General features: G+C 60.4%; 18 protein-coding genes and 1 tRNA gene. 2 read left to right on the top strand and 17 right to left on the bottom strand.

The window, feature by feature from the left end; translation table 11 throughout:
- Positions 1-47 precede the first annotated feature (47 nt).
- From rpoB to DSM107133_RS15350, 12 genes are all read right to left on the bottom strand, one after another.
- Complete coding sequence (rpoB, locus tag DSM107133_RS15295) at positions 48-4,184, bottom strand: DNA-directed RNA polymerase subunit beta (protein ID WP_114294191.1); 4,137 nt, start codon at positions 4,182-4,184, stop codon at positions 48-50.
- Positions 4,185-4,430: 246 nt separating this feature from the next.
- Positions 4,431-4,805, bottom strand: coding sequence for a 50S ribosomal protein L7/L12 (gene rplL / locus DSM107133_RS15300; protein WP_028957949.1), 375 nt, complete (start codon positions 4,803-4,805; stop codon positions 4,431-4,433).
- A gap of 71 nt (positions 4,806-4,876) precedes the next feature.
- Positions 4,877-5,392, bottom strand: a complete 516-nt coding sequence (gene rplJ, locus DSM107133_RS15305; protein ID WP_114294190.1) for a 50S ribosomal protein L10 — start codon at positions 5,390-5,392, stop codon at positions 4,877-4,879.
- A gap of 262 nt (positions 5,393-5,654) precedes the next feature.
- Entirely contained in the window at positions 5,655-6,353 is a 699-nt protein-coding gene (rplA, locus tag DSM107133_RS15310; RefSeq protein WP_114294189.1) for a 50S ribosomal protein L1, read from the bottom strand.
- Between the two features lies 1 nt (position 6,354).
- Positions 6,355-6,780, bottom strand: a complete 426-nt coding sequence (gene rplK / locus DSM107133_RS15315) for a 50S ribosomal protein L11 (RefSeq protein ID WP_028957946.1) — start codon at positions 6,778-6,780, stop codon at positions 6,355-6,357.
- Positions 6,781-6,883: 103 nt separating this feature from the next.
- Entirely contained in the window at positions 6,884-7,417 is a 534-nt protein-coding gene (nusG, locus tag DSM107133_RS15320) for a transcription termination/antitermination protein NusG (RefSeq protein ID WP_114294188.1), read from the bottom strand.
- Between the two features lie 222 nt (positions 7,418-7,639).
- Positions 7,640-7,837, bottom strand: coding sequence for a preprotein translocase subunit SecE (secE, locus tag DSM107133_RS15325; RefSeq protein WP_114294187.1), 198 nt, complete (start codon positions 7,835-7,837; stop codon positions 7,640-7,642).
- 78 nt (positions 7,838-7,915) lie between these two features.
- Entirely contained in the window at positions 7,916-8,542 is a 627-nt protein-coding gene (locus DSM107133_RS15330) for a hypothetical protein (protein ID WP_114294186.1), read from the bottom strand.
- Positions 8,543-8,653: 111 nt separating this feature from the next.
- On the bottom strand, positions 8,654-10,381 hold the full coding sequence (locus DSM107133_RS15335; protein WP_162792070.1) for an adenylate/guanylate cyclase domain-containing protein: 1,728 nt from the start codon (positions 10,379-10,381) through the stop codon (positions 8,654-8,656).
- Positions 10,382-10,547: 166 nt separating this feature from the next.
- A tRNA-Trp gene (locus tag DSM107133_RS15340) sits at positions 10,548-10,623 on the bottom strand.
- 82 nt (positions 10,624-10,705) lie between these two features.
- Positions 10,706-11,197 (bottom strand): anthrone oxygenase family protein, encoded by a 492-nt coding sequence (locus tag DSM107133_RS15345; RefSeq protein ID WP_114294184.1) that lies wholly within the window; start codon positions 11,195-11,197, stop codon positions 10,706-10,708.
- A gap of 58 nt (positions 11,198-11,255) precedes the next feature.
- Complete coding sequence (locus tag DSM107133_RS15350; protein WP_114294183.1) at positions 11,256-11,900, bottom strand: CatB-related O-acetyltransferase; 645 nt, start codon at positions 11,898-11,900, stop codon at positions 11,256-11,258.
- A 140-nt stretch (positions 11,901-12,040) separates the two neighbouring features.
- On the opposite strand from DSM107133_RS15350, the gene DSM107133_RS15355 reads away from it, so the two are divergent.
- The gene (locus DSM107133_RS15355; RefSeq protein ID WP_205387848.1) at positions 12,041-12,427 is read left to right on the top strand and encodes a VOC family protein; all 387 of its coding nucleotides are present in this window, start codon (positions 12,041-12,043) and stop codon (positions 12,425-12,427) included.
- Here DSM107133_RS15355 and DSM107133_RS15360 read toward each other — a convergent pair.
- The 3 genes from DSM107133_RS15360 to DSM107133_RS15370 form a co-directional block, all read right to left on the bottom strand.
- Positions 12,424-13,119, bottom strand: coding sequence for a dimethylsulfonioproprionate lyase family protein (locus DSM107133_RS15360; protein ID WP_114294182.1), 696 nt, complete (start codon positions 13,117-13,119; stop codon positions 12,424-12,426). The two genes, DSM107133_RS15355 and DSM107133_RS15360, sit on opposite strands and share 4 nt — an antisense overlap.
- A 178-nt stretch (positions 13,120-13,297) precedes the next feature.
- Complete coding sequence (gene tuf / locus DSM107133_RS15365) at positions 13,298-14,473, bottom strand: elongation factor Tu (RefSeq protein ID WP_243253567.1); 1,176 nt, start codon at positions 14,471-14,473, stop codon at positions 13,298-13,300.
- Between the two features lie 153 nt (positions 14,474-14,626).
- Positions 14,627-15,220: a hypothetical protein gene (locus DSM107133_RS15370; RefSeq protein WP_240310580.1), complete on the bottom strand. Its 594-nt coding sequence runs from the start codon at positions 15,218-15,220 to the stop codon at positions 14,627-14,629.
- Between the two features lie 125 nt (positions 15,221-15,345).
- On the opposite strand from DSM107133_RS15370, the gene DSM107133_RS15375 reads away from it, so the two are divergent.
- Positions 15,346-16,737 carry a cytochrome P450 gene (locus DSM107133_RS15375; protein WP_114294207.1) on the top strand — a complete coding sequence of 464 codons (1,392 nt, stop codon included), beginning with the start codon at positions 15,346-15,348 and terminating at the stop codon, positions 16,735-16,737.
- A 63-nt stretch (positions 16,738-16,800) separates the two neighbouring features.
- Here the strand turns inward: DSM107133_RS15375 and DSM107133_RS15380 are convergent, their stop codons facing one another.
- A complete protein-coding gene (locus tag DSM107133_RS15380; protein WP_114294204.1) occupies positions 16,801-17,928 on the bottom strand; it encodes a M48 family metallopeptidase in 1,128 nt (375 codons plus the stop codon).
- A complete protein-coding gene (locus tag DSM107133_RS15385) occupies positions 17,929-19,158 on the bottom strand; it encodes a DUF898 family protein (protein ID WP_114294203.1) in 1,230 nt (409 codons plus the stop codon).
- Positions 19,159-19,171 lie beyond the last annotated feature (13 nt).

Genomic DNA, 19,171 nt, shown 5'->3' on the forward strand with positions numbered 1-19,171 from the left:
ATTGGAAGAGGTGAACGGGAGGGCGGGAGTATTCCCGCCCGCCGCCGTTATTCGTCTTCCTCAGCGTCCAGGAGTTCCATGTTCAGGCCGAGGCCACGGACTTCTTTGACCAGAACGTTGAAGCTCTCCGGCACGCCGGCTTCAAAGTTGTCCTCGCCCTTGACGATGCTTTCATAGACTTTCGTCCGTCCGGCAACGTCGTCCGACTTGACTGTCAGCATTTCCTGCAGGGTGTAGGCGGCGCCGTAGGCTTCCAGAGCCCAGACTTCCATCTCACCAAAGCGCTGGCCACCGAATTGCGCCTTACCACCCAGCGGCTGCTGGGTGACCAGGCTGTACGGCCCGGTCGAACGCGCGTGGATTTTGTCGTCCACAAGGTGATGCAGTTTCAGCAGGTACTTCATGCCAACGGTCACGGGGCGGGCAAACTGCTCGCCTGTGCGACCGTCGAACAGGATCGACTGACCGGATGTGTCAAAGCCTGCGCGGCTGAGAGCGTTGTTCACGTCCGCCTCTTTTGCACCGTCAAAGACGGGCGTGGCGATCGGAACGCCGCGGGTCACGTTGCCCGCCGCTTCCAGCAGCACATCCTCTTCCATGTCCTTGATGCCCTCGTCGTAGACATCGTCGCCATAGGCCAGATGCATCGCTTCGCGCACCGGGGTCAGGTCACCCGACCGGCGGTATTCCTGCAATGCCTCGTCCACGTTGATGCCAAGGCCACGAGACGCCCAGCCCATGTGGGTTTCGAGAATCTGACCGACGTTCATGCGCGACGGCACGCCCAGCGGGTTCAGACAGAAGTCGACCGGCGTACCGTCCGCAAGGAACGGCATGTCCTCCATGGGAACCACTTTGGAGATAACCCCTTTGTTCCCGTGGCGGCCCGCCATCTTGTCGCCCGGTTGCAGCTTGCGCTTCACCGCGACAAAGACTTTGACCATCTTCATCACGCCCGGCGGCAGGTCGTCACCACGGCGCACTTTCTCGACCTTGTCCTCGAAACGGGCGTCCAGAGTGCGCTTTTGCACTTCGTACTGCTCGTTCAGAGCCTCGATCACCTGTGCCGACTGCTCGTCTTTCACGGCAATCTGCCACCATGCCGAACGCGGGTATGCGTCCAGCATGTCGGCGTCGACGGTGCTGCCGGCTTTCACGCCCTTGGGACCCTTGGCCACTTCCTTGCCCAGCAGCATGTCACCCAGACGGGCATAGATGTTGCGGTCAAGGATCGCGAGTTCGTCGTCGCGGTCACGGGCCAGGCTTTCGACTTCTTCACGCTCGATTTGCAGGGCGCGTTCGTCTTTTTCGACGCCGTGACGGTTGAACACGCGCACTTCGACGACTGTGCCGAAGTCACCCGGTTTCACACGCAAGCTGGTATCGCGGACGTCCGATGCTTTTTCACCAAAGATGGCGCGCAGCAGCTTTTCTTCCGGCGTCATCGGGCTTTCGCCCTTGGGTGTGATCTTGCCGACCAGAATATCGCCCGGTTCAACATCCGCGCCGATGTACACGATGCCAGCCTCGTCGAGGTTGCGCAGCGCTTCTTCACCGACGTTGGGGATGTCGCGGGTGATTTCCTCTGGCCCAAGCTTGGTGTCACGGGCGGCGACTTCGAATTCCTCGATATGGATCGAGGTAAAGACGTCATCGCGCGACACGCGCTCGGAAATCAGGATCGAGTCTTCGTAGTTGTAGCCGTTCCAGGGCATGAACGCGACGACCACGTTTTTACCCAGAGCCAGTTCGCCCATATCAGTGGACGGACCATCGGCAATCACTTCGCCCTTCTGAACGGTGTCACCCACTTTGACCAGCGGACGCTGGTTGATACAGGTGTTCTGGTTCGAACGCTGGAATTTGCGCATGCGGTAGATGTCCACACCCGCGTCGCCCAGCTCCAGATCGGACGTGGCACGCACAACGATCCGGGTCGCATCGACCTGGTCGATGATACCGGCCCGTTTCGCCATGATCGCAGCGCCGGAATCGCGCGCCACGACTTCTTCGATGCCGGTGCCGACCAGCGGCGCCTCGGCCCGCAGAAGCGGCACGGCCTGACGTTGCATGTTCGACCCCATCAGGGCGCGGTTGGCGTCGTCGTTTTCAAGGAACGGGATCAGCGATGCCGCGACCGAAACCAGCTGTTTCGGCGACACGTCGATCAGGTCGACGTTTTCGTTCGGGGACAGCGTGTAGTCGCCCGATTTCCGTGTCGACACCAGATCGTTCACAAAGCGCATGTTCTCGTCGAGGTTGGCGTTCGCCTGCGCCACCGTGTGACGCATTTCCTCGGTCGCGGACATGTAGTGCACTTCATCCGTCACCACCGAGTCCTTGACGACGCGGTAAGGTGTTTCGATAAAGCCGTATTTGTTCACGCGGGCAAAGGTGGCCAGCGAGTTGATCAGACCGATGTTCGGACCTTCGGGCGTTTCAATCGGACACATCCGGCCATAGTGGGTCGGGTGAACGTCACGCACCTCAAAACCGGCACGCTCGCGGGTCAGACCGCCCGGCCCAAGCGCCGACAGGCGGCGTTTGTGTGTCACTTCGGACAGCGGGTTGGTTTGGTCCATGAACTGCGACAGCTGCGACGAGCCGAAGAATTCGCGCACGGCAGCGGCCGCCGGTTTGGCGTTGATCAGATCCTGCGGCATCACGGTGTCGATTTCGACCGAGGACATACGTTCCTTGATCGCACGTTCCATGCGCAGCAGGCCGACGCGGTACTGGTTTTCCATCAGCTCGCCAACGGACCGCACACGGCGGTTGCCCAGGTGGTCAATGTCGTCGATGTCGCCACGGCCATCGCGCAGATCGACCAGCGCCTTGATGCAGGCCACGATGTCTTCGCGGCGCAGCGTGCGCTGGGTGTCGTCTGCGTCCAGATTCAGACGCATGTTCATTTTCACGCGGCCAACAGCCGACAGGTCGTAACGTTCGCTGTCAAAGAACAGCGTGTCGAACAGGTTGCTTGCCGCTTCGACGGTGGGCGGCTCGCCCGGACGCATCACGCGATAGATATCCATGAGCGCGGTGTCGCGGTTCATGTTCTTGTCGTTGTGCATCGTGTTGCGCATGTAGGGACCGACATTGATATTGTCGATGTCCAGCACGGGGATCTCGGTGATGCCTGCGTCGATCAGCTCTTTGGCTGTGCCGCCGATCAGATCGCCGTCTTTGTCATACTCAAGCGTCAGCTCGTCACCGGCTTCGATGTAGATCGCGCCGGTTTCCTCGTTGATCATGTCCTTGGCTGCGAATTTGCCAACGATGTGATCGAAGGGCACCAGCAGGTTTTCAACATCGCCTGCGTCAATCATCTGTTTGACCGCGCGGGGGGTGATTTTCTTGCCGGCTTCCGCAATCACTTCGCCCGAAGCTGCGTTCACCAGATCATATGTGGGACGGGTGCCGCGCACGCGGTCGGGGAAGAACGGCGTGACCCAGCCCTTGTTCTTCTCCAGCTTGAACGTGATCGTGTTATAGTAGGCGTCCATGATCGCCTCCTGGTCCAGACCCAGTGCATAAAGCAGGGTCGTGACAGGAAGCTTCCGACGGCGGTCGATGCGTGCGAACACGATGTCCTTGGCGTCGAATTCAAAGTCCAGCCAGCTGCCGCGGTAGGGAATGATGCGGCAGGCGAACAGCAGTTTGCCCGAAGAGTGGGTTTTGCCCTTGTCGTGGTCAAAAAACACGCCCGGCGAACGGTGCATCTGGGAAACGATCACACGTTCGGTGCCGTTCACGACAAAAGTGCCGTTCGGCGTCATCAGGGGCATGTCGCCCATGAACACGTCTTGTTCTTTGATGTCTTTGACCGATTTCGCGCCTGTGTCTTCGTCGACATCAAACACGATCAGGCGCAGCGTCACTTTCAACGGCGCGCTATAGGTCATGTCACGTTGCTGGCATTCCTCAACGTCGTATTTCGGCTTTTCCAGCTCGTATTTGACGTATTCAAGGATCGAGGTTTCATTGAAATCCTTGATCGGGAAAACCGATTGGAACACGCCCTGAATACCATCACCATCGGTGGGGGTTTCCGCGTCGCCGGAGTTCAGGAAAAGATCGTACGAGGATTTCTGGACCTCGATCAGGTTCGGCATTTCCAGCACTTCGCGGATTTTGCCGTAGTATTTACGAAGACGTTTCTGGCCAAGGAAGGATTGCGCCATGTGAACTGTCACCTTTCAGATTCTCTGCGAGCGCGCGCACCGTCGGGCCACGGTACACCGCCCAGTCGAGATGGTTGGGTTTCGGTCAATTCATGGCCCTCGTCCCACCGAGTGCCTCCCGACCTTTGAAACCACATCCTGGAAAACGCTTCATTCAGAAGCCCTTGCCAAGACAGGTTCGGCTGGACCCGGAAAACTCCGGGTCCAGCCTTGAATGCGACATGGGGCAAGCCCCATGCGGTTGGCTTACGCCAGTTCGACTTCAGCGCCAGCTGCTTCCAGCTTGGTTTTGATTTCTTCGGCTTCGTCTTTCGACACGCCTTCTTTGATCTTGCCACCGGCTTCGACCAGGTCTTTGGCTTCTTTCAGGCCCAGGCCTGTGATGCCGCGGACTTCTTTGATGACGTTGATTTTCGATGCGCCTGCGTTTTTCAGAACGACGTCGAATTCAGTCTTCTCTTCCTCGGCTGCGCCACCGGCGTCAGCAGGACCAGCCATCATCACAGCGCCACCAGCGGCGGGCTCGATGCCGTACTCGTCTTTGAGGATTGTTTTCAGTTCTTGTGCTTCCAGCAGGGTCAGACCAACGATGTCTTCTGCCAGTTTTTTCAGATCAGCCATGTTCAGCTCTTTCCGTTACGATATGTGTGTTCCAACGTGATGGGTCAACCACACGCCAGTATGACGTTGCTTTATGCAGCCGCCTTGTCCTCGATTGTGGACAAGATGGACGCGATGTTGCTTGCAGGCGCGCCAATGGCCCCGGCGATGTTGCTTGCAGGTGCGGCGATGCAGCCCACGATCGAAGCAATAAGCTCCTCGCGCGAAGGCATTTTCGACACAGCTGTAACACCAGCCCGGTCCAGAGCGTTCTCACCCATGGCACCGCCAAGGATCACGAATTTGTCGTGGTCTTTGGCGAAGTCCTCGGACACCTTGGCAGCAGCCACGGGATCTTCGGAGAAGGTCAGAACGGTCATACCCGTCAGGAGGTCACCGATGCTTTCGCACGGCTTTCCACCAAGGGCGATTTTGGCGAGCCTGTTTTTGGCAACACGCACTGCGCTTCCGTGCTCGGCGGCACGGGCACGCAGATCTTGCATGTTCGCAACTGTCAGACCGGCGTAGTGGGCAACCACAACGACGCCAGAGCTTTCGAAGATTTGGCCGAGTTCCTCGACCACTTTCTCTTTCTGGGCTCTATCCACAGTTTCACTCCAAGTATGGGGGTTTCCCCCCGGCTCAATTCAGCAACCCAAAGGGTCACCACTTAGGTCCGCTTCAGGGACCGAGGCCAAAATCACCGCGTTGCGGATCCTTTAAATCTCGTTTCCCATCTCAGGAAGGAATTATGAATGCGGCTGCATTCACCCTCCGTCTCGGACAGAACGGGGAAACCACAAAGGCGTCCCCGCCAACCCGCTTGCGCGGGATCTTGTGCGGGGCAAGGTTTCCCCTGCCCCGAAAAACTTACTCGGTAACCGCGTTGTCCACGTCAACCGACACGCCCGGGCCCATTGTGGAGCTGAGCGAGACCTTTTTCATGTAAGTACCTTTGGCACCGGCGGGACGCGCCTTGGCCACGGCACCAACAAAGGCGCGGATGTTTTCAGCCAGCTTGGCCGCGTCGAACGAAACCTTGCCAACGCCGGCGTGCACGACGCCCGCTTTTTCGGCCTTGAACTGGACTTCGCCGCCTTTGGCAGCTTTGACCGCGTCCGCCACATCCATGGTGACCGTGCCCACTTTGGGGTTCGGCATCAGGTTGCGGGGGCCCAGAACCTTACCCAGACGGCCGACGATCGGCATCATGTCGGGTGTTGCGATGCAGCGATCGAATTCGATCTTGCCGCCTTGCACGATTTCCATCAGGTCCTCGGCGCCAACGATGTCGGCTCCGGCTGCTTTGGCTTCGTCGGCCTTGGGACCACGGGCGAAAACAGCGACGCGCACGTCTTTGCCGGTGCCGTTGGGCAGGCCAACCACGCCACGCACCATTTGGTCCGCGTGACGGGGGTCAACACCCAGGTTCATCGAAATCTCGACGGTTTCGTCGAACTTGGCCTTGGCGTTGCCCTGGATCAGCGCAATTGCGTCTTCGACCGACAGGTTCTCTTTGCCAGCGAAAGCTGCGCGGGCGGCGGTGGTGCGTTTTCCGAACTTTGCCATCTTACTTCACCTCGATGCCCATAGAGCGGGCAGAGCCCAGGATGATCTGCATCGCCGCTTCGATCGAATTGGCGTTCAGGTCTTTCATCTTCGCTTCGGCGATTTCGCGGATCTGCTTGGTTGTCACAGTCCCGACGGTTTCACGGCTGGGCGTTTTCGCACCAGACTTCACCTTGGCCGCTTTTTTCAGGAAGTAGGACGCCGGGGGCGTCTTGATGTCCATGGTGAAGGACTTGTCCTGGTAATATGTGATCACGGTCGGGCACGGCGCACCGGGCTCCATGTCTGCTGTCTTGGCGTTGAACGCCTTGCAGAATTCCATGATGTTGATGCCGCGCTGACCCAGCGCCGGACCGACCGGCGGGGAGGGGTTTGCTTGACCGGCGGGCACTTGCAACTTCATAGTGCCGACGAGTTTCTTGGCCATGGGCCTTCTCCTGTTTCAACCCCCGCAGGACGCGTCCCTTGGGGCTTTGCGTTGTGTGGTCCGGTTTGGATGCCGCGGCACCCTCGCCTCCCACAATTCACACTCACATCTGTTTGGTGACCTGAGTGAATTCCAGTTCCACGGGCGTTTCGCGCCCGAAGATCGACACCGTCACCTTGAGGCGCTGCGCATCTTCATCAACTTCTTCGACCATGCCATCGAAATCCTCGAACGGACCGTCGTTCACCTTGACGCGCTCGCCCACTTCAAAGTGGATCAGAGTGCGCGGGCTGTCTTCGCCTTCCTGAACGCGGTTCAGGATCTGGTTTACCTCGGCGTCGCGCATCGGCATCGGGCGCCCTTGGGGGCCCAGGAAACCGGTGACGCGGTTGATCGAGCTGATCAGGTGATATCCGCGGTCGGACATCTCCATGTGGACCAGCACATAACCGGGCATAAAGCGACGCTCGGTCGTGACCTTCTTGCCGCGGCGCACCTCGATGACCTCTTCGGTCGGCACCAGAACTTCGTCGATCTCACCTTCGAGCTGCTGCTCGACGGCGGAGGTGCGAATTTGCTCGGCAATTTTCTTTTCGAAGTTCGAAAGAACACTGACCGAATACCACCGTTTCGCCATAAGCTCGTCTGCCTCTCTTGGTGCGACACGAAGACGTGTCAAATTCTTAATAATTTTCAGACACTTGGCCCGACTGACCTGAACAAAAAATCGGCGCGCAACACGAATCGCCGCACGCCCTCTGTCAGGTCAGGGTTGCCGTCTACTCCGACAATCGCAGAGTTTCAAGGCCTTGATCGGGTTTGTGGGGCTTTTGGCAAGGAACGGCTGACAGCGTTACGCTTAGCCGAACATCGTCAGAATTTGCTGCAAGCCGCCGCGGATCAGGATGTCGACCAGCGCAAAAAACACGGCAACCAGCGCCGCCATGATGAACACCATCACGGTGGTCAGCATGACCTCGCGCCGCGTCGGCCAAACGACCTTGCTGACTTCGGTGCGCACTTGCTGGATGAATTGCAGCGGATTGGTGGTGGCCATGACAGGCTCCTATCGGATTGGTCCGGCCCATGTAACGGGCTGCGGCTGCGAATTCAAGGCCCCTTGCAGGTGCCGGCCTCAGGCGGCGGCACCCTGATCGGGGGATTGGTCCTGCAAGCGTTGCAGACGCGTGGCCATGACGGCGTCGTGGCGGTCATCAGCCTCAAGCACCGATTGCAGGTCGGGCAGATACAGAGCATCGACCCAGCCATCGGGGAACAGGTCCAGCAGACTGTCCCAACGATAGGCAAACCCGTCGATCCATGCGGCCAGCCGCGCCCCGCGTTCGGGTGCGCGGGCGATGTACCACTTCAACAGGGCGACCGTGCCCGCCCACAGCCGGTCGGGCCCGAAGGCCAGAAACACGCCCAGAACCAGAAACAGGCCAAGCACCAGCGCCAGAACAACCCATGCAGGACGCAGCACCACGACCAGCGCAATGGCGGCCCAGATGATCTGGCGACGGCTGGGGCGAAAGCCGCGCAGGCGGGCGACAACACGATGCAAGGCGTCCTTTGCCCGCCCCTGCGTGGCGCGGCGTGCCGGCCCTGCTGTCACAGCCACATGTTCAACAGGTGTCGCTGCCATCTGCGCGCGTGGTGACGGCGCGCGGGGGGCTTCGGGGGTAACATTTTCATCGGTCACCAGATCACGGATCAGAGACAGCGTGTCGGGACCAAGATCCGCTTTGGCAGAATCGGACATGGGGGAACCTTTGGCAGACATTAACAAACCATGCCGACATAAAGGCAGAATGCGCAATGACGGCGGCGGCATTATGGCGAAACTGTGGCGCTGTTTCCGGCCGGCCCCGCGCTACTCGGGCAGGCCACTGGCCAGCAACGCACCCGCAACATCAGAGATATTTGCGAACTTTCCGGTGTGCAGCGTGAACTTGGACACGCGGAATCCGGGGTGCCGCCCGATCAGGTTCGCGGCTTCTGCCGTCGCCTCGGACTGTTGTCCAAGCCGATGCAACGCAACCGTCTTCAAGACCTGCAAGCCGACGATATTGGGATTTCGCAGCAATCCCCTTTCGGCATGACCAAGGGCGTTCGCGTTGTCGCCCAACCCGATATAACAATTGGTCAGCGCCATATATGTGCGAAAGACCAGCGGGTCCAGGTGGTTCAATCTCAGCGCTGTTTCGCCATAGGCGATACCTTTGGCCGGATCCCCAAAAAACGCTTCCAGCAGCGCACGCGACACCCAGGCCCAGGCAAAACTGGGGCACAGCTCGACAGCTTCGGCGACCAGCTCCTTGCCGCGTTCGATGTCATAGAAATGAAAGGCAATCGCATAACCCGCATAGGCGCGGGTTTCGACGTCGCACTGCGCACTGCCCAGCGCCGCGCGTGCCAAAGCGACGCCTTTCTCGCGCAGGGCATCCGACTCGTCGGCGGATTGCCATGCGACCCGCAGCGTGGTGCACCACGCCAGAACCGCCTTGGCACTGGCATAGTCGGGATAGGCCTGTATCACGCTTTCCAATATCTGCTCGGCCTCGGTGATTCTTGCACTGTTGAGGCACCCCAGCGCCGAGAGGAACAGCTCGTAAGCCGACCGGTCGGTGGGACGTTTGCGCATTGACCGCTGGATTTCGAGCGCCTGAAGCTGTGGCGCTATTGTTGTGGCAATCTTGCTGGTCACGACGTCCTGAAATTCAAAGATATCGTTCAGCTGGCCATCATAGCGGTCAGCCCAGATCTGGCGACGGTCCGAAGCGTCTGCCAGCTGTACCGAAACCCTGATCCGGTCGGTCGACCGCCGCAGGCTGCCCTCGACGATGTAGCGCACGCCAAGTTCTGCACCGATTTCGCGGATATCAACCACCAGCCCCTTGTAGGTGAATGCCGAATTGCGCGCGATGACAAACAGCCACGGCACCCCCGACAGCACAGTGGTCAGATCCTCGGCCAGACTGTCCGCCAGAAATTCGTCTTCATCCCCGTTCGAAAACACCTTGAACGGCAGGATCGCAATGGACGGTTTTTCCGGCAGTTCGGGATGCGCCAGACTTACAGGGTGCACGCCATCAGTCTCAAGCTGGTAAACCTGAACGGGTTTTTCGATGTTCTTGAGGGTTTTCAGGCCCAGATCCTTGAACGTCAGATCCAGACGCCGGTCGACGTCTTCGAACACTTTGGCCGAAATCAGAACCGATCCGGGCGCGGCCAGGCTTTCGAGACGGGCGGCAATATTCACCCCGTCACCAAAGATGTCCTCTGCTTCCTCAAGAATGTCTCCGGCATGAACGCCCATGCGAAACACGGCGCGTTCGGAAATGGCAATCTTGTGGTTCCGCTCCAGCGCGATCTTTTGCAGGATGGCAGCACATGCAACAGCATCAACGACCGAGCCGAATTCAGCCAGAAAGCCATCGCCCATCGTTTTGACCATCCGCCCGTGATGCAGCGCAATCTGCGGCTCGAATGCGCTGATATGCCCACGCACGGTGCGGACGGCCGTCATCTCGTCGCTTTGAACGAGGGCACCGTAATCAGATACATCCGCCGCCAGAATCGCCGCCAGTCGCCGTTTCACATGGTCCTCCGTCGGTCCGGGGCAACTCATGACGACTTACCCAATTCGACAGTTCATGTTCCGACCGTCAAAGGCAAGGCTGTTGACCATTCACCTTTTCCACAGGAACACATACAGCCGTGCGCCCGAAACAGGCGAAGCTTTGCAAAACTGTTCTGGAGGATGATGGCAGGGGCAGAAGGGTTCGAACCCTCGACCTACGGTTTTGGAGACCGTCGCTCTACCAGCTGAGCTATACCCCTACGCGATCGCTGCGTGATTACGCGGCACGCGGCTGCATTGCAAGAGTGTTTTCGGGTCTGGACCCATTAATGCCAGGGATCGTCAGGTGCGGTGCTGCGCCTGCATCAACGCGACACCGACCAGCAGCAGCGCAACACCGCTGGTCAGCGTGCGCAGGCTGTTCCACAACTGCCATGGCCCCGAATAGGCCGCCCAAATCTCGGCCGCCCGATCAGAGGGCAGGCTGACCAGGGCCAGCGCCTGGTTCATCGGAACATTCACCGCCATCGTCGCCACAACGGACGTCACGGAAAAAACCAAAGCCGCCGCCAGAATCACCCCTGCCCTGCGGTGGGCGGTGACAAAGGCCATAATCACCGTCGCCAGCAACACCAGCGGCGTGCCGAAAAAGCTGACTGCAAAGACGCCGTTGCGCACCGAGGCATTCATTGCCTGCATCGCGGCGATTGCAATCTCGGGGCGCGCGCCATCCAGCCCCCACATGGTCGAGCAGACCCATGCATAAAAGAACCCGAAGATCGCACCGGTTTCGAGCAGGCTGAGAAGCAGGAAGCTGCGGAATGTGAACAGCATTGGAAAAACCCTCTGAAGCAATGTCAGGTGATACGATGCGCCGGTGCGATTCCGTCGGTTATCCGCGCAAGGCGGCCAGATCCGCGCCGCAAATCGCGGCCTCATGCGCCAGAATGCGGTCGATGGGCCAGTCCCACCACGCGATATCCAGCAGCGCTGCCACGGTGTCTGCATCGAAACGCATCCGCATCACGCGGGACGGGTTGCCGCTGACAATCGCGTAATCCGGAACCTGCCCTGATACCACCGCACCGGCCCCGACAATCACGCCACAGCCGATCCGCGCCCCGGGCAGGATGCGCGCGCCCTGTCCGATCCACACATCATGGCCGATCACGGTATCAGGCCCCGCATCCGGCATCGACGGACGCCCCGCCATCTCACCGCCACCGAAAATGGCAAAGGGAAAGGACGAGAACCCGTCATAGCGGTGATTGGCCGAGGCTGTGATGAACTGCACGCCATCGGCAAACTGGCAGAACTTGCCGATGTGCAAGGCTTCGGGCGAGAAATCGTAAAGGTAGGGGGCCAGATGCCCGGCCCAGTCGGCGGGCGGCACATGGGCGCTGGCATAGGTGTAATCGCCCACGAAGATGCGCGGATGCGACAAGGCAGGTTTCAGGAACACGGTGCCAGGATGCGGCGTGCCATCGGGCAACATCACAGGGTGCATTTGTGTCGGGTCGGCAAAGGATCGTGTCATGCGTCATGATGTGCCAGCCCAAGGGGCGCTTGTCACCCGCCAATTGGCCCGCTGGGCAGCACCGGTTTACCAAGGCTTGAACTGCAAAGCGAAGGTGCGCAGAATCAAAGTCACCGTTTCAACCGCAGGAAAGGCGACCGATGCCATCTATTTTCGACCATGTGACGCTTGGCATTTGCGACATCCAGAAAGCACGACAATTCTATAATCATGTCATGCCCGCGCTGGGTCTGCCGCTGCTTTGGGAAAATGCGACCATGCTGACCTATGGCGTCAAAGACGGTGAGGATTTTGGCCTGCAACTTGACGAATCCTCTGCACGGCACGGCACCCATGTCGCCTTTCGCGCAGCGGATCGCGCCAGCGTCGACCGGTTTTATGCCCGCGCCCTAGAAGCGGGCGGGGTCGATGCAGGCCCGCCCGGATTGCGCCCGGAATACAGTGCCACATATTACGCGGCCTTCGTCACCGACCCCGATGGCAACCGTCTGGAAGCGGTCTGTCACAAGGATCCGGCAGCTACCTAATACGGCCCCCGCGATCTGGCCTTGCGCGTTCCGGTCAGTTTCATCATCGGCTCGGCCAGCCGCCCCGCAGCGCCCGTCCACGCATAGGCCAGCAGGCAGGGGTCCAGCTCTCCGGTGGTGATCCGGTGCTCGTCCCCCGGACGGTTCAAAATCAGCGACCCCGGCGCATAGACGGCCGTGTCGTTTTCCGACCAGGCGCCCGAGACCGAAATATAGCTTTCCTCGATGTCCTGATGGCTGTGCTGGGGATATGTGGTGGCGGGGGCGAACAGCACGAAGCCAAGGATCAGGCTGTCGGATTGCACCGGCCCCTTAGGCCCCAGAACCTCGCAATAGGCATATTTCTGCGCCAGCGCCCTGGGCAGTTTCTCATAGCCGTATTCCCACGTCAGATCGCCGCGCACCTCGCGCAGCGCCCGCGCCATGCCCTGCATTGAAGAGCGTTCGCCCAGATCGAGCGCGCGGGCGAAATGGGCGGTTACAGGTTTTGCCTCGTGCGGGCGCGCCACGACCACAGGGTTGGAGGCCACGCAGGCCGACAGCCTGTCACGCACCCGTTTGCGGTGGCTGCGGATCGACGGGCTGCCGCCCGCAGTGCCATTGCGATAGAGCACGTCAAATTCCCGCAGCAGATAGGTCCAGTTCGGACACTCACGCAGACGCAGGTCGACAGGGGGTGACGGTTCGCTCACTTGGCGCAATCCTTTTGTGTAGATCAACGGCGGTTTGGCTTTGCACCACAGAAACGATCTTTTGTACGGGTTTTGCAAGTCACTATGCGGCACACCCCGAAACACAAAAAGGCCGCAGCATATGCTGCGGCCTTTTCGATGGAAGCGTCATGCGGGTCCGAAGACCCGCACAAGCGGCTTACTCGGTGATTTTCGACACCACGCCGGCGCCGACGGTGCGGCCGCCTTCACGGATCGCAAAGCGCAGGCCCTGCTCCATGGCGATCGGCGCGATCAGCTCGACGTCGAACTTCAGGTTGTCGCCGGGCATAACCATTTCCGTGCCTTCGGGCAGGTTCACGGTGCCGGTCACGTCGGTGGTGCGGAAGTAGAACTGCGGACGGTAGTTCGCGAAGAACGGCGTGTGACGGCCACCCTCATCCTTGGTCAGGATATAGGCTTCGGCTTCGAACTTGGTGTGCGGGTTCACCGAACCGGGTTTGCACAGAACCTGACCACGCTCAACGCCTTCACGGTCGATGCCGCGCAGCAGGGCGCCGATGTTGTCGCCGGCTTCACCACGATCCAGCAGTTTGCGGAACATTTCCACGCCTGTGCAGGTGGTTTTCTTGGTGTCGCGGATGCCGACGATTTCGATGTCGTCGCCCACGTTGATCACGCCACGCTCGATACGGCCGGTCACAACGGTACCACGGCCCGAGATCGAGAACACGTCTTCGACGGGCATCAGGAACGGCTGGTCCACGGCACGCTCGGGTGTCGGGATGTATTCGTCAACAGCGGCCATCAGTTTCTTGATCGACTCTTCACCGATCTCGGGATCGCGGCCTTCCATGGCAGCCAGAGCCGAGCCGGGGATGATCGGAATGTCGTCGCCGGGGTACTCGTACGAGGACAGCAGCTCGCGGATTTCCATTTCCACCAGTTCCAGCAGTTCTTCGTCGTCCACCTGGTCCACTTTGTTCATGTAGACAACCATGTAGGGGATGCCCACCTGGCGGCCCAGCAGGATGTGCTCGCGCGTTTGCGGCATCGGGCCGTCGGCCGCGTTCACAACCAGGATCGCGCCGTCCATCTGCGCGGCACCGGTGATCATGTTCTTGACGTAGTCGGCGTGGCCGGGGCAGTCGACGTGCGCGTAGTGGCGGCTTTCGGTTTCATATTCGACGTGGGCGGTCGAAATGGTGATACCGCGGGCTTTCTCTTCGGGCGCGCCATCGATCTGGTCATAGGCTTTGAAGTCACCAAAGTATTTGGTGATCGCAGCTGTCAGCGTGGTTTTGCCGTGGTCAACGTGGCCGATTGTGCCGATGTTAACGTGTGGTTTGTTACGTTCAAACTTTGCCTTTGCCATGTCTCGGCACCCTTTTTGTTTGCGGAATCCATTTGGACCCAGATGTGTTCCGCGCGGCATGTATTGCCATTACGCAGGAAAATCAAGCGGTCTTCACCCTTTTGCCCCTGTGGGGATGTGCACAAAAGTCACGGGGGCTGGTCATTGCGCGCCTTATTCGGCGGCGACAGCCGCTGTGGCGACCGCAGCGCCGGGACGCCCCGACCCTGTGGTGACAAACCAGCCCTCTTCCTTCATTTGCTTGACCAGATACCGTTCGATCGCCTTGGCCGCATTCTGGGACAGCTGTTCCAACTGTTCCTCGGCGGACAGCGTATAGCCCGATCCCACGACCGTGCCGGTGCCAAAGGTTTCCAGAACGGTGATCGTATGCGGCTTGTCGGTCAGTTTCTTGCCGGCCGCATCGTCCCAGACCGTCAGATTGATGATCAGGATCGACTTGGGTGACAGGACCAGCGGCACGCCGGGGGCAGCCAGAACATAGCCTTCGACGGACACACCAAAGTGATAGTTGCTGTCACCGTCATAGCGATCAAACCGCTGGGCAATGGCGTCATGCACAGCCGTGGTCAGCTGTTCTTCGGTCGCATCGCGGCTGAGCGGACCCTTTTGTGCCTTGGGGGCGACAACGACGTTGTGCAGCAGGTTGAAATTGCCAAGCGGCACCGGTTTTTCATCCAGGTCCCTGGCGCCGCCACAGGCCGTCAGCAGGCCCAACACACATATCGTCATCACAAGCCGCAGCATTGCAGTCCCCCCAAAGGATTGTTTCGGCAAAGGCCTAGCGGATGATCGGCACAGGCGCAATTGGCCGCAGGTCGATTGCAGTGCGGGCAGATGCACATATATCATGGTGCAACAAGGAGCGCATGATGTCCGAAACGGTTCTGCCACAAGCCAGCCAAAGCCCCCTGCCCGGCCCCCGGCTGCCCGTGCGCGTGCCGCTGGTCAGCGAACCCTGGGGCCTGCTGAAAAGCCTGCAAGAAGCGCGGCGCAACGTGCTGTCGATCATCCCCGAGATTGCGACAACACAGCCGATGGTGTCCGGCAAGACCGGCAAACGCTGGCATATGGTCATGGACCCCGCTGCCATCCGCGAGATGTTGCTGGACCGTCTGGACCAGTACCCCAAATCGCTGGTGACCAAGAACCTGCTGAAACCGGCGATCGGAGACTCGCTGTTCATTGCCGAGGGCGCACACTGGCGCTGGCAGCGGCGCACGGCGGCACCGGTGTTTTCACATCGCAATGTTTCGGCGCTGGCACCGATCATGTCGGATGCAGCCGAACGGGCCTGCGAGAGGATCGCAGCGGCAGGGCCGCGCGCGGTCAACTTTCTGGACGAGATGGTGACGACCACATTCGATGTGATTGCCGATGTGACCTTTTCGGGGGGCGACACCTTTGACCGTGACGGCGTGCATGGAGCCATCGACGACTATATCGCCGAGGCGGGCAAGATTTCGCTGTTCGACATACTGGGCTTTCCGGACTGGGTGCCGCGCCCCGGTCGGTTGATGTCGGGCAAGGCGCTGAAAGAAATGAAGGCCGTCGCGGACAGGGCCATCGAAGACCGTGCCGCGCGCGGCACCAGCCCGGTGCCCGACCTGCTGGATCTGCTGCTGGCAGGGGAAGACCCGAAATCGGGACGCACCATGTCCACCGCAGAACTGCGCGACAACCTGCTGACCTTTATCGTGGCGGGGCACGAGACCACGGCGCTGACGCTGGCGTGGTCGATGTATCTGGTGGCCTTCGATCAGGATGTGCAGGACCGCGCCCGCGCCGAAGCGCAATCGGTGTTGCAGGGCCGTGCGGCGGGGGCCGACGATGTGGCGCACCTGCCCTATATCCGCCAGATCGTCGACGAGGCGCTGCGCCTGTATCCGCCTGCGGGCATCGTGTCGCGCACGGCGCTGAAAAAGGACACGCTGGGCGGACGCGAGATTTTGCCCGGCGATACGGTGATGATCCCGATCTATGCGCTGGGGCGCTCGAAACTGCTGTGGGAAGACGCCGACGCCTTTCGCCCCGCGCGTTTTGCCGACCGCAAGGCGATTGACCGCTATGCCTATTTGCCCTTTGGCGACGGTCCACGCATTTGCATCGGCGCTTCGTTCGCGTTGCAAGAGGCGGTGATTATTCTGGCGACGCTGTTGTCGCGGTTCCGTTTCAAGCCGGTGGCAGGGCGTGATCCCAAGCCGGTGATGATCCTGACCCTGCGGCCCGAAGGCGGGGTCTGGCTGACGGCGGAACCGGTATAATCTGGGGGCTCTGCCCCCGGCCGGTGGCCTCCCCCGGAGATTATCTGGCAAGATGAAGGATGGTCAGTCGCAGATCGCTTGCAGCGCTTTGAACTGGGGTGTTGTCAACAACGGGGTTGTCGGGCCCTGGGAGGCCGCGAAGGCGCGCGCGGCGTCGGCGCGGGCTTTGGTTTGCGGGTGGCTGGACATATAGACCGGCAGGTCGGGCATGATGCTTTCTATCTCGGCCAGACTGTCAAAGAAATCGGCAAAGCCCCGGGTGGTGACATCGGCGGTGTCCAGCATGGTCAGCGCATAGGTATCGGCCTTGGCTTCGGCCTCGCGGGTGTAGCTGGAATTCAGCATCCATTCGGCCATCGCCACGGCGACAGTACCACCGGCGAAATCGCCCAGCACCAGCCCCAAAAGCCCCGCCGATCCTGCGGCGCGCAAGGCACCGCGCGTGCTGTCGCGGTTTTCGACATGGGCAATTTCATGGGCCAGAACCGCGCCCACGGCCTCGGGCGTATCGGCGGCCTTGAGCAGGCCGCGCATCAGCACGATCTGCCCGCCGGGGGCGGCAAAGGCGTTGACCATCTCGTGGTTCATCACCGATACGTTCAGTTCGTATTCGACACCGGTGGGCGCGGTCAGCCTTTGTGTCAGCTCTGCCAGCGCCGCGTCGCCTTCGGGGCTGGAACAGATCAGCGCGCCGGCCTTTTCGCCGCCCATCATACGCTCCATCTGGCGGACCATGGATTTGCCCCATGCCACTTCGCGTTCTATCGGAATGATCAGGGCCATCGTCCCTGCCATCGCGGGCAGGATGACAAAAATCATCAAAGCCAATGCGCCCGCCGCCATTCCCACGCGGGTGACAACACGGCGGGCGGTGCCTGGTGCGATGTCGCGGCGGTTCAGATCGGGGCAGCTGCGCGTCAGGTCACGGACCATCTGCGTGTCGGACACCGTCAGGCGGGCGGTGGCGATCAGCCCGCTGTCGCAGGAATGATCTGCCCGCAGGCCGAGCACCAGTTGATCGGTGCGGGCCTGATCCGCCAGTGCGCGCAGGGCGTCAAGCGGCCAGTGTTGCACGCCCTCCGGCAGGTCGGGATGACGCAGGGTCAGCACCTGCGCGGACATGTCCAGCGACAGGGCAACGTCCAGGCGCAGCCCCGTTTCGCCGTCGAAATACCGCGCAGGTGTGTCCATTCAGATGGCCCCGCCGATATCCAGCGCGTCGGCAAAACCTTCGGCATCGGCACCGGGGTCAGCGGCACGCTGTTGGACGTGATCCAGATGTGGCGCGTTGGCCACCACCACGGATGACACCACATGGCCGATGATCCGCTGGGTGATCATGACCAGCGACAGCCCGCCCAGGGCAAGGATCAGCGCCACGTAGAGCACGGCGATCACGATGCTGCCCAGAATGCCGCCGGCGGCGTTGAAATCACCGGGCTCGGCGTAGCCGCCGAACAGCGCGCCCACTGAGGAAAAGCTGAGCCCGAAGGTGGCCATCAGCACCAGCCCCATGACCAGAATCCCGACGATGGTCGCGCCGATGATCGCCAGAATACCGGTCAACACGATGCCGATTACGCGGCCCGTGCGTGCATCCGAATCAAATGTCACCGCCCCGTCCAGCATCTTGGCACGGGTCAGTACGTTGAACGCGTAGATACGGTAATAGACGCCACCCACGATCAGCCAGATATAGCCGACGAGCACCGCGATCATTATCATCGACGGAACCCGCAAAAACGTGCCCAGCACGATGCCCATTACGATCAGAATCACGGCAAACAGCACATGTTTCAGCCCCGGATAGAGCGACTGCCACCGGCCAGCCTGTTCAAACCGTGCATCGCCGTACCATGTGCGGTCGGTCATGTATTTTTCCAGCCAGAAGGTCTGGCGCGGCAGCAGGATGCCCAGAGTGATGAGCGTCAGAAACCCGTGGCCCAGCGCCCGCCAGACATAGCCCCATGCGCCATTTTCCATACCAAAGCGCAGGCCGCGCCAGCGTGTGCGCGCCATTTTGTAGCGCCGCGCGCGATAGGTGGCGAACAGCAGCAGCGGCAGAACCGCCAGCAGGGTGATATAGATCGCCCCGACCTGCGCCAGCGCTTCGATGTCATTGCGCGGCTCGGTGAACAGGTTGAGACCAAAGTAGAACAACGCCATCTGGACGATGCCCAGATAGACCGCCAGCACCACGATGGCGAACAGGAAGCCCAGCAGCTTTTCCAGCCCGGTGCCGGTGTATTCAAAAGTGTCATCGCCCGCCGCCGTTGCGGACCAGATGTATTTGCGCAGGCGGGTCTTGGCCCAGAAACGGTAGATGCCCAGCGTAATCAGCGTCAGAAATGCGGTTTTGAAATAAAGCGAGAACAAAGGCCCCGCCTGGCCATGGTAATAGCCATCAATAGAAGTGCGCATTTTGTAAATAACC

The sequence above is a fragment of the Pseudosulfitobacter sp. DSM 107133 genome (assembly GCF_022788695.1).
GTDB lineage: Bacteria > Pseudomonadota > Alphaproteobacteria > Rhodobacterales > Rhodobacteraceae > Pseudosulfitobacter.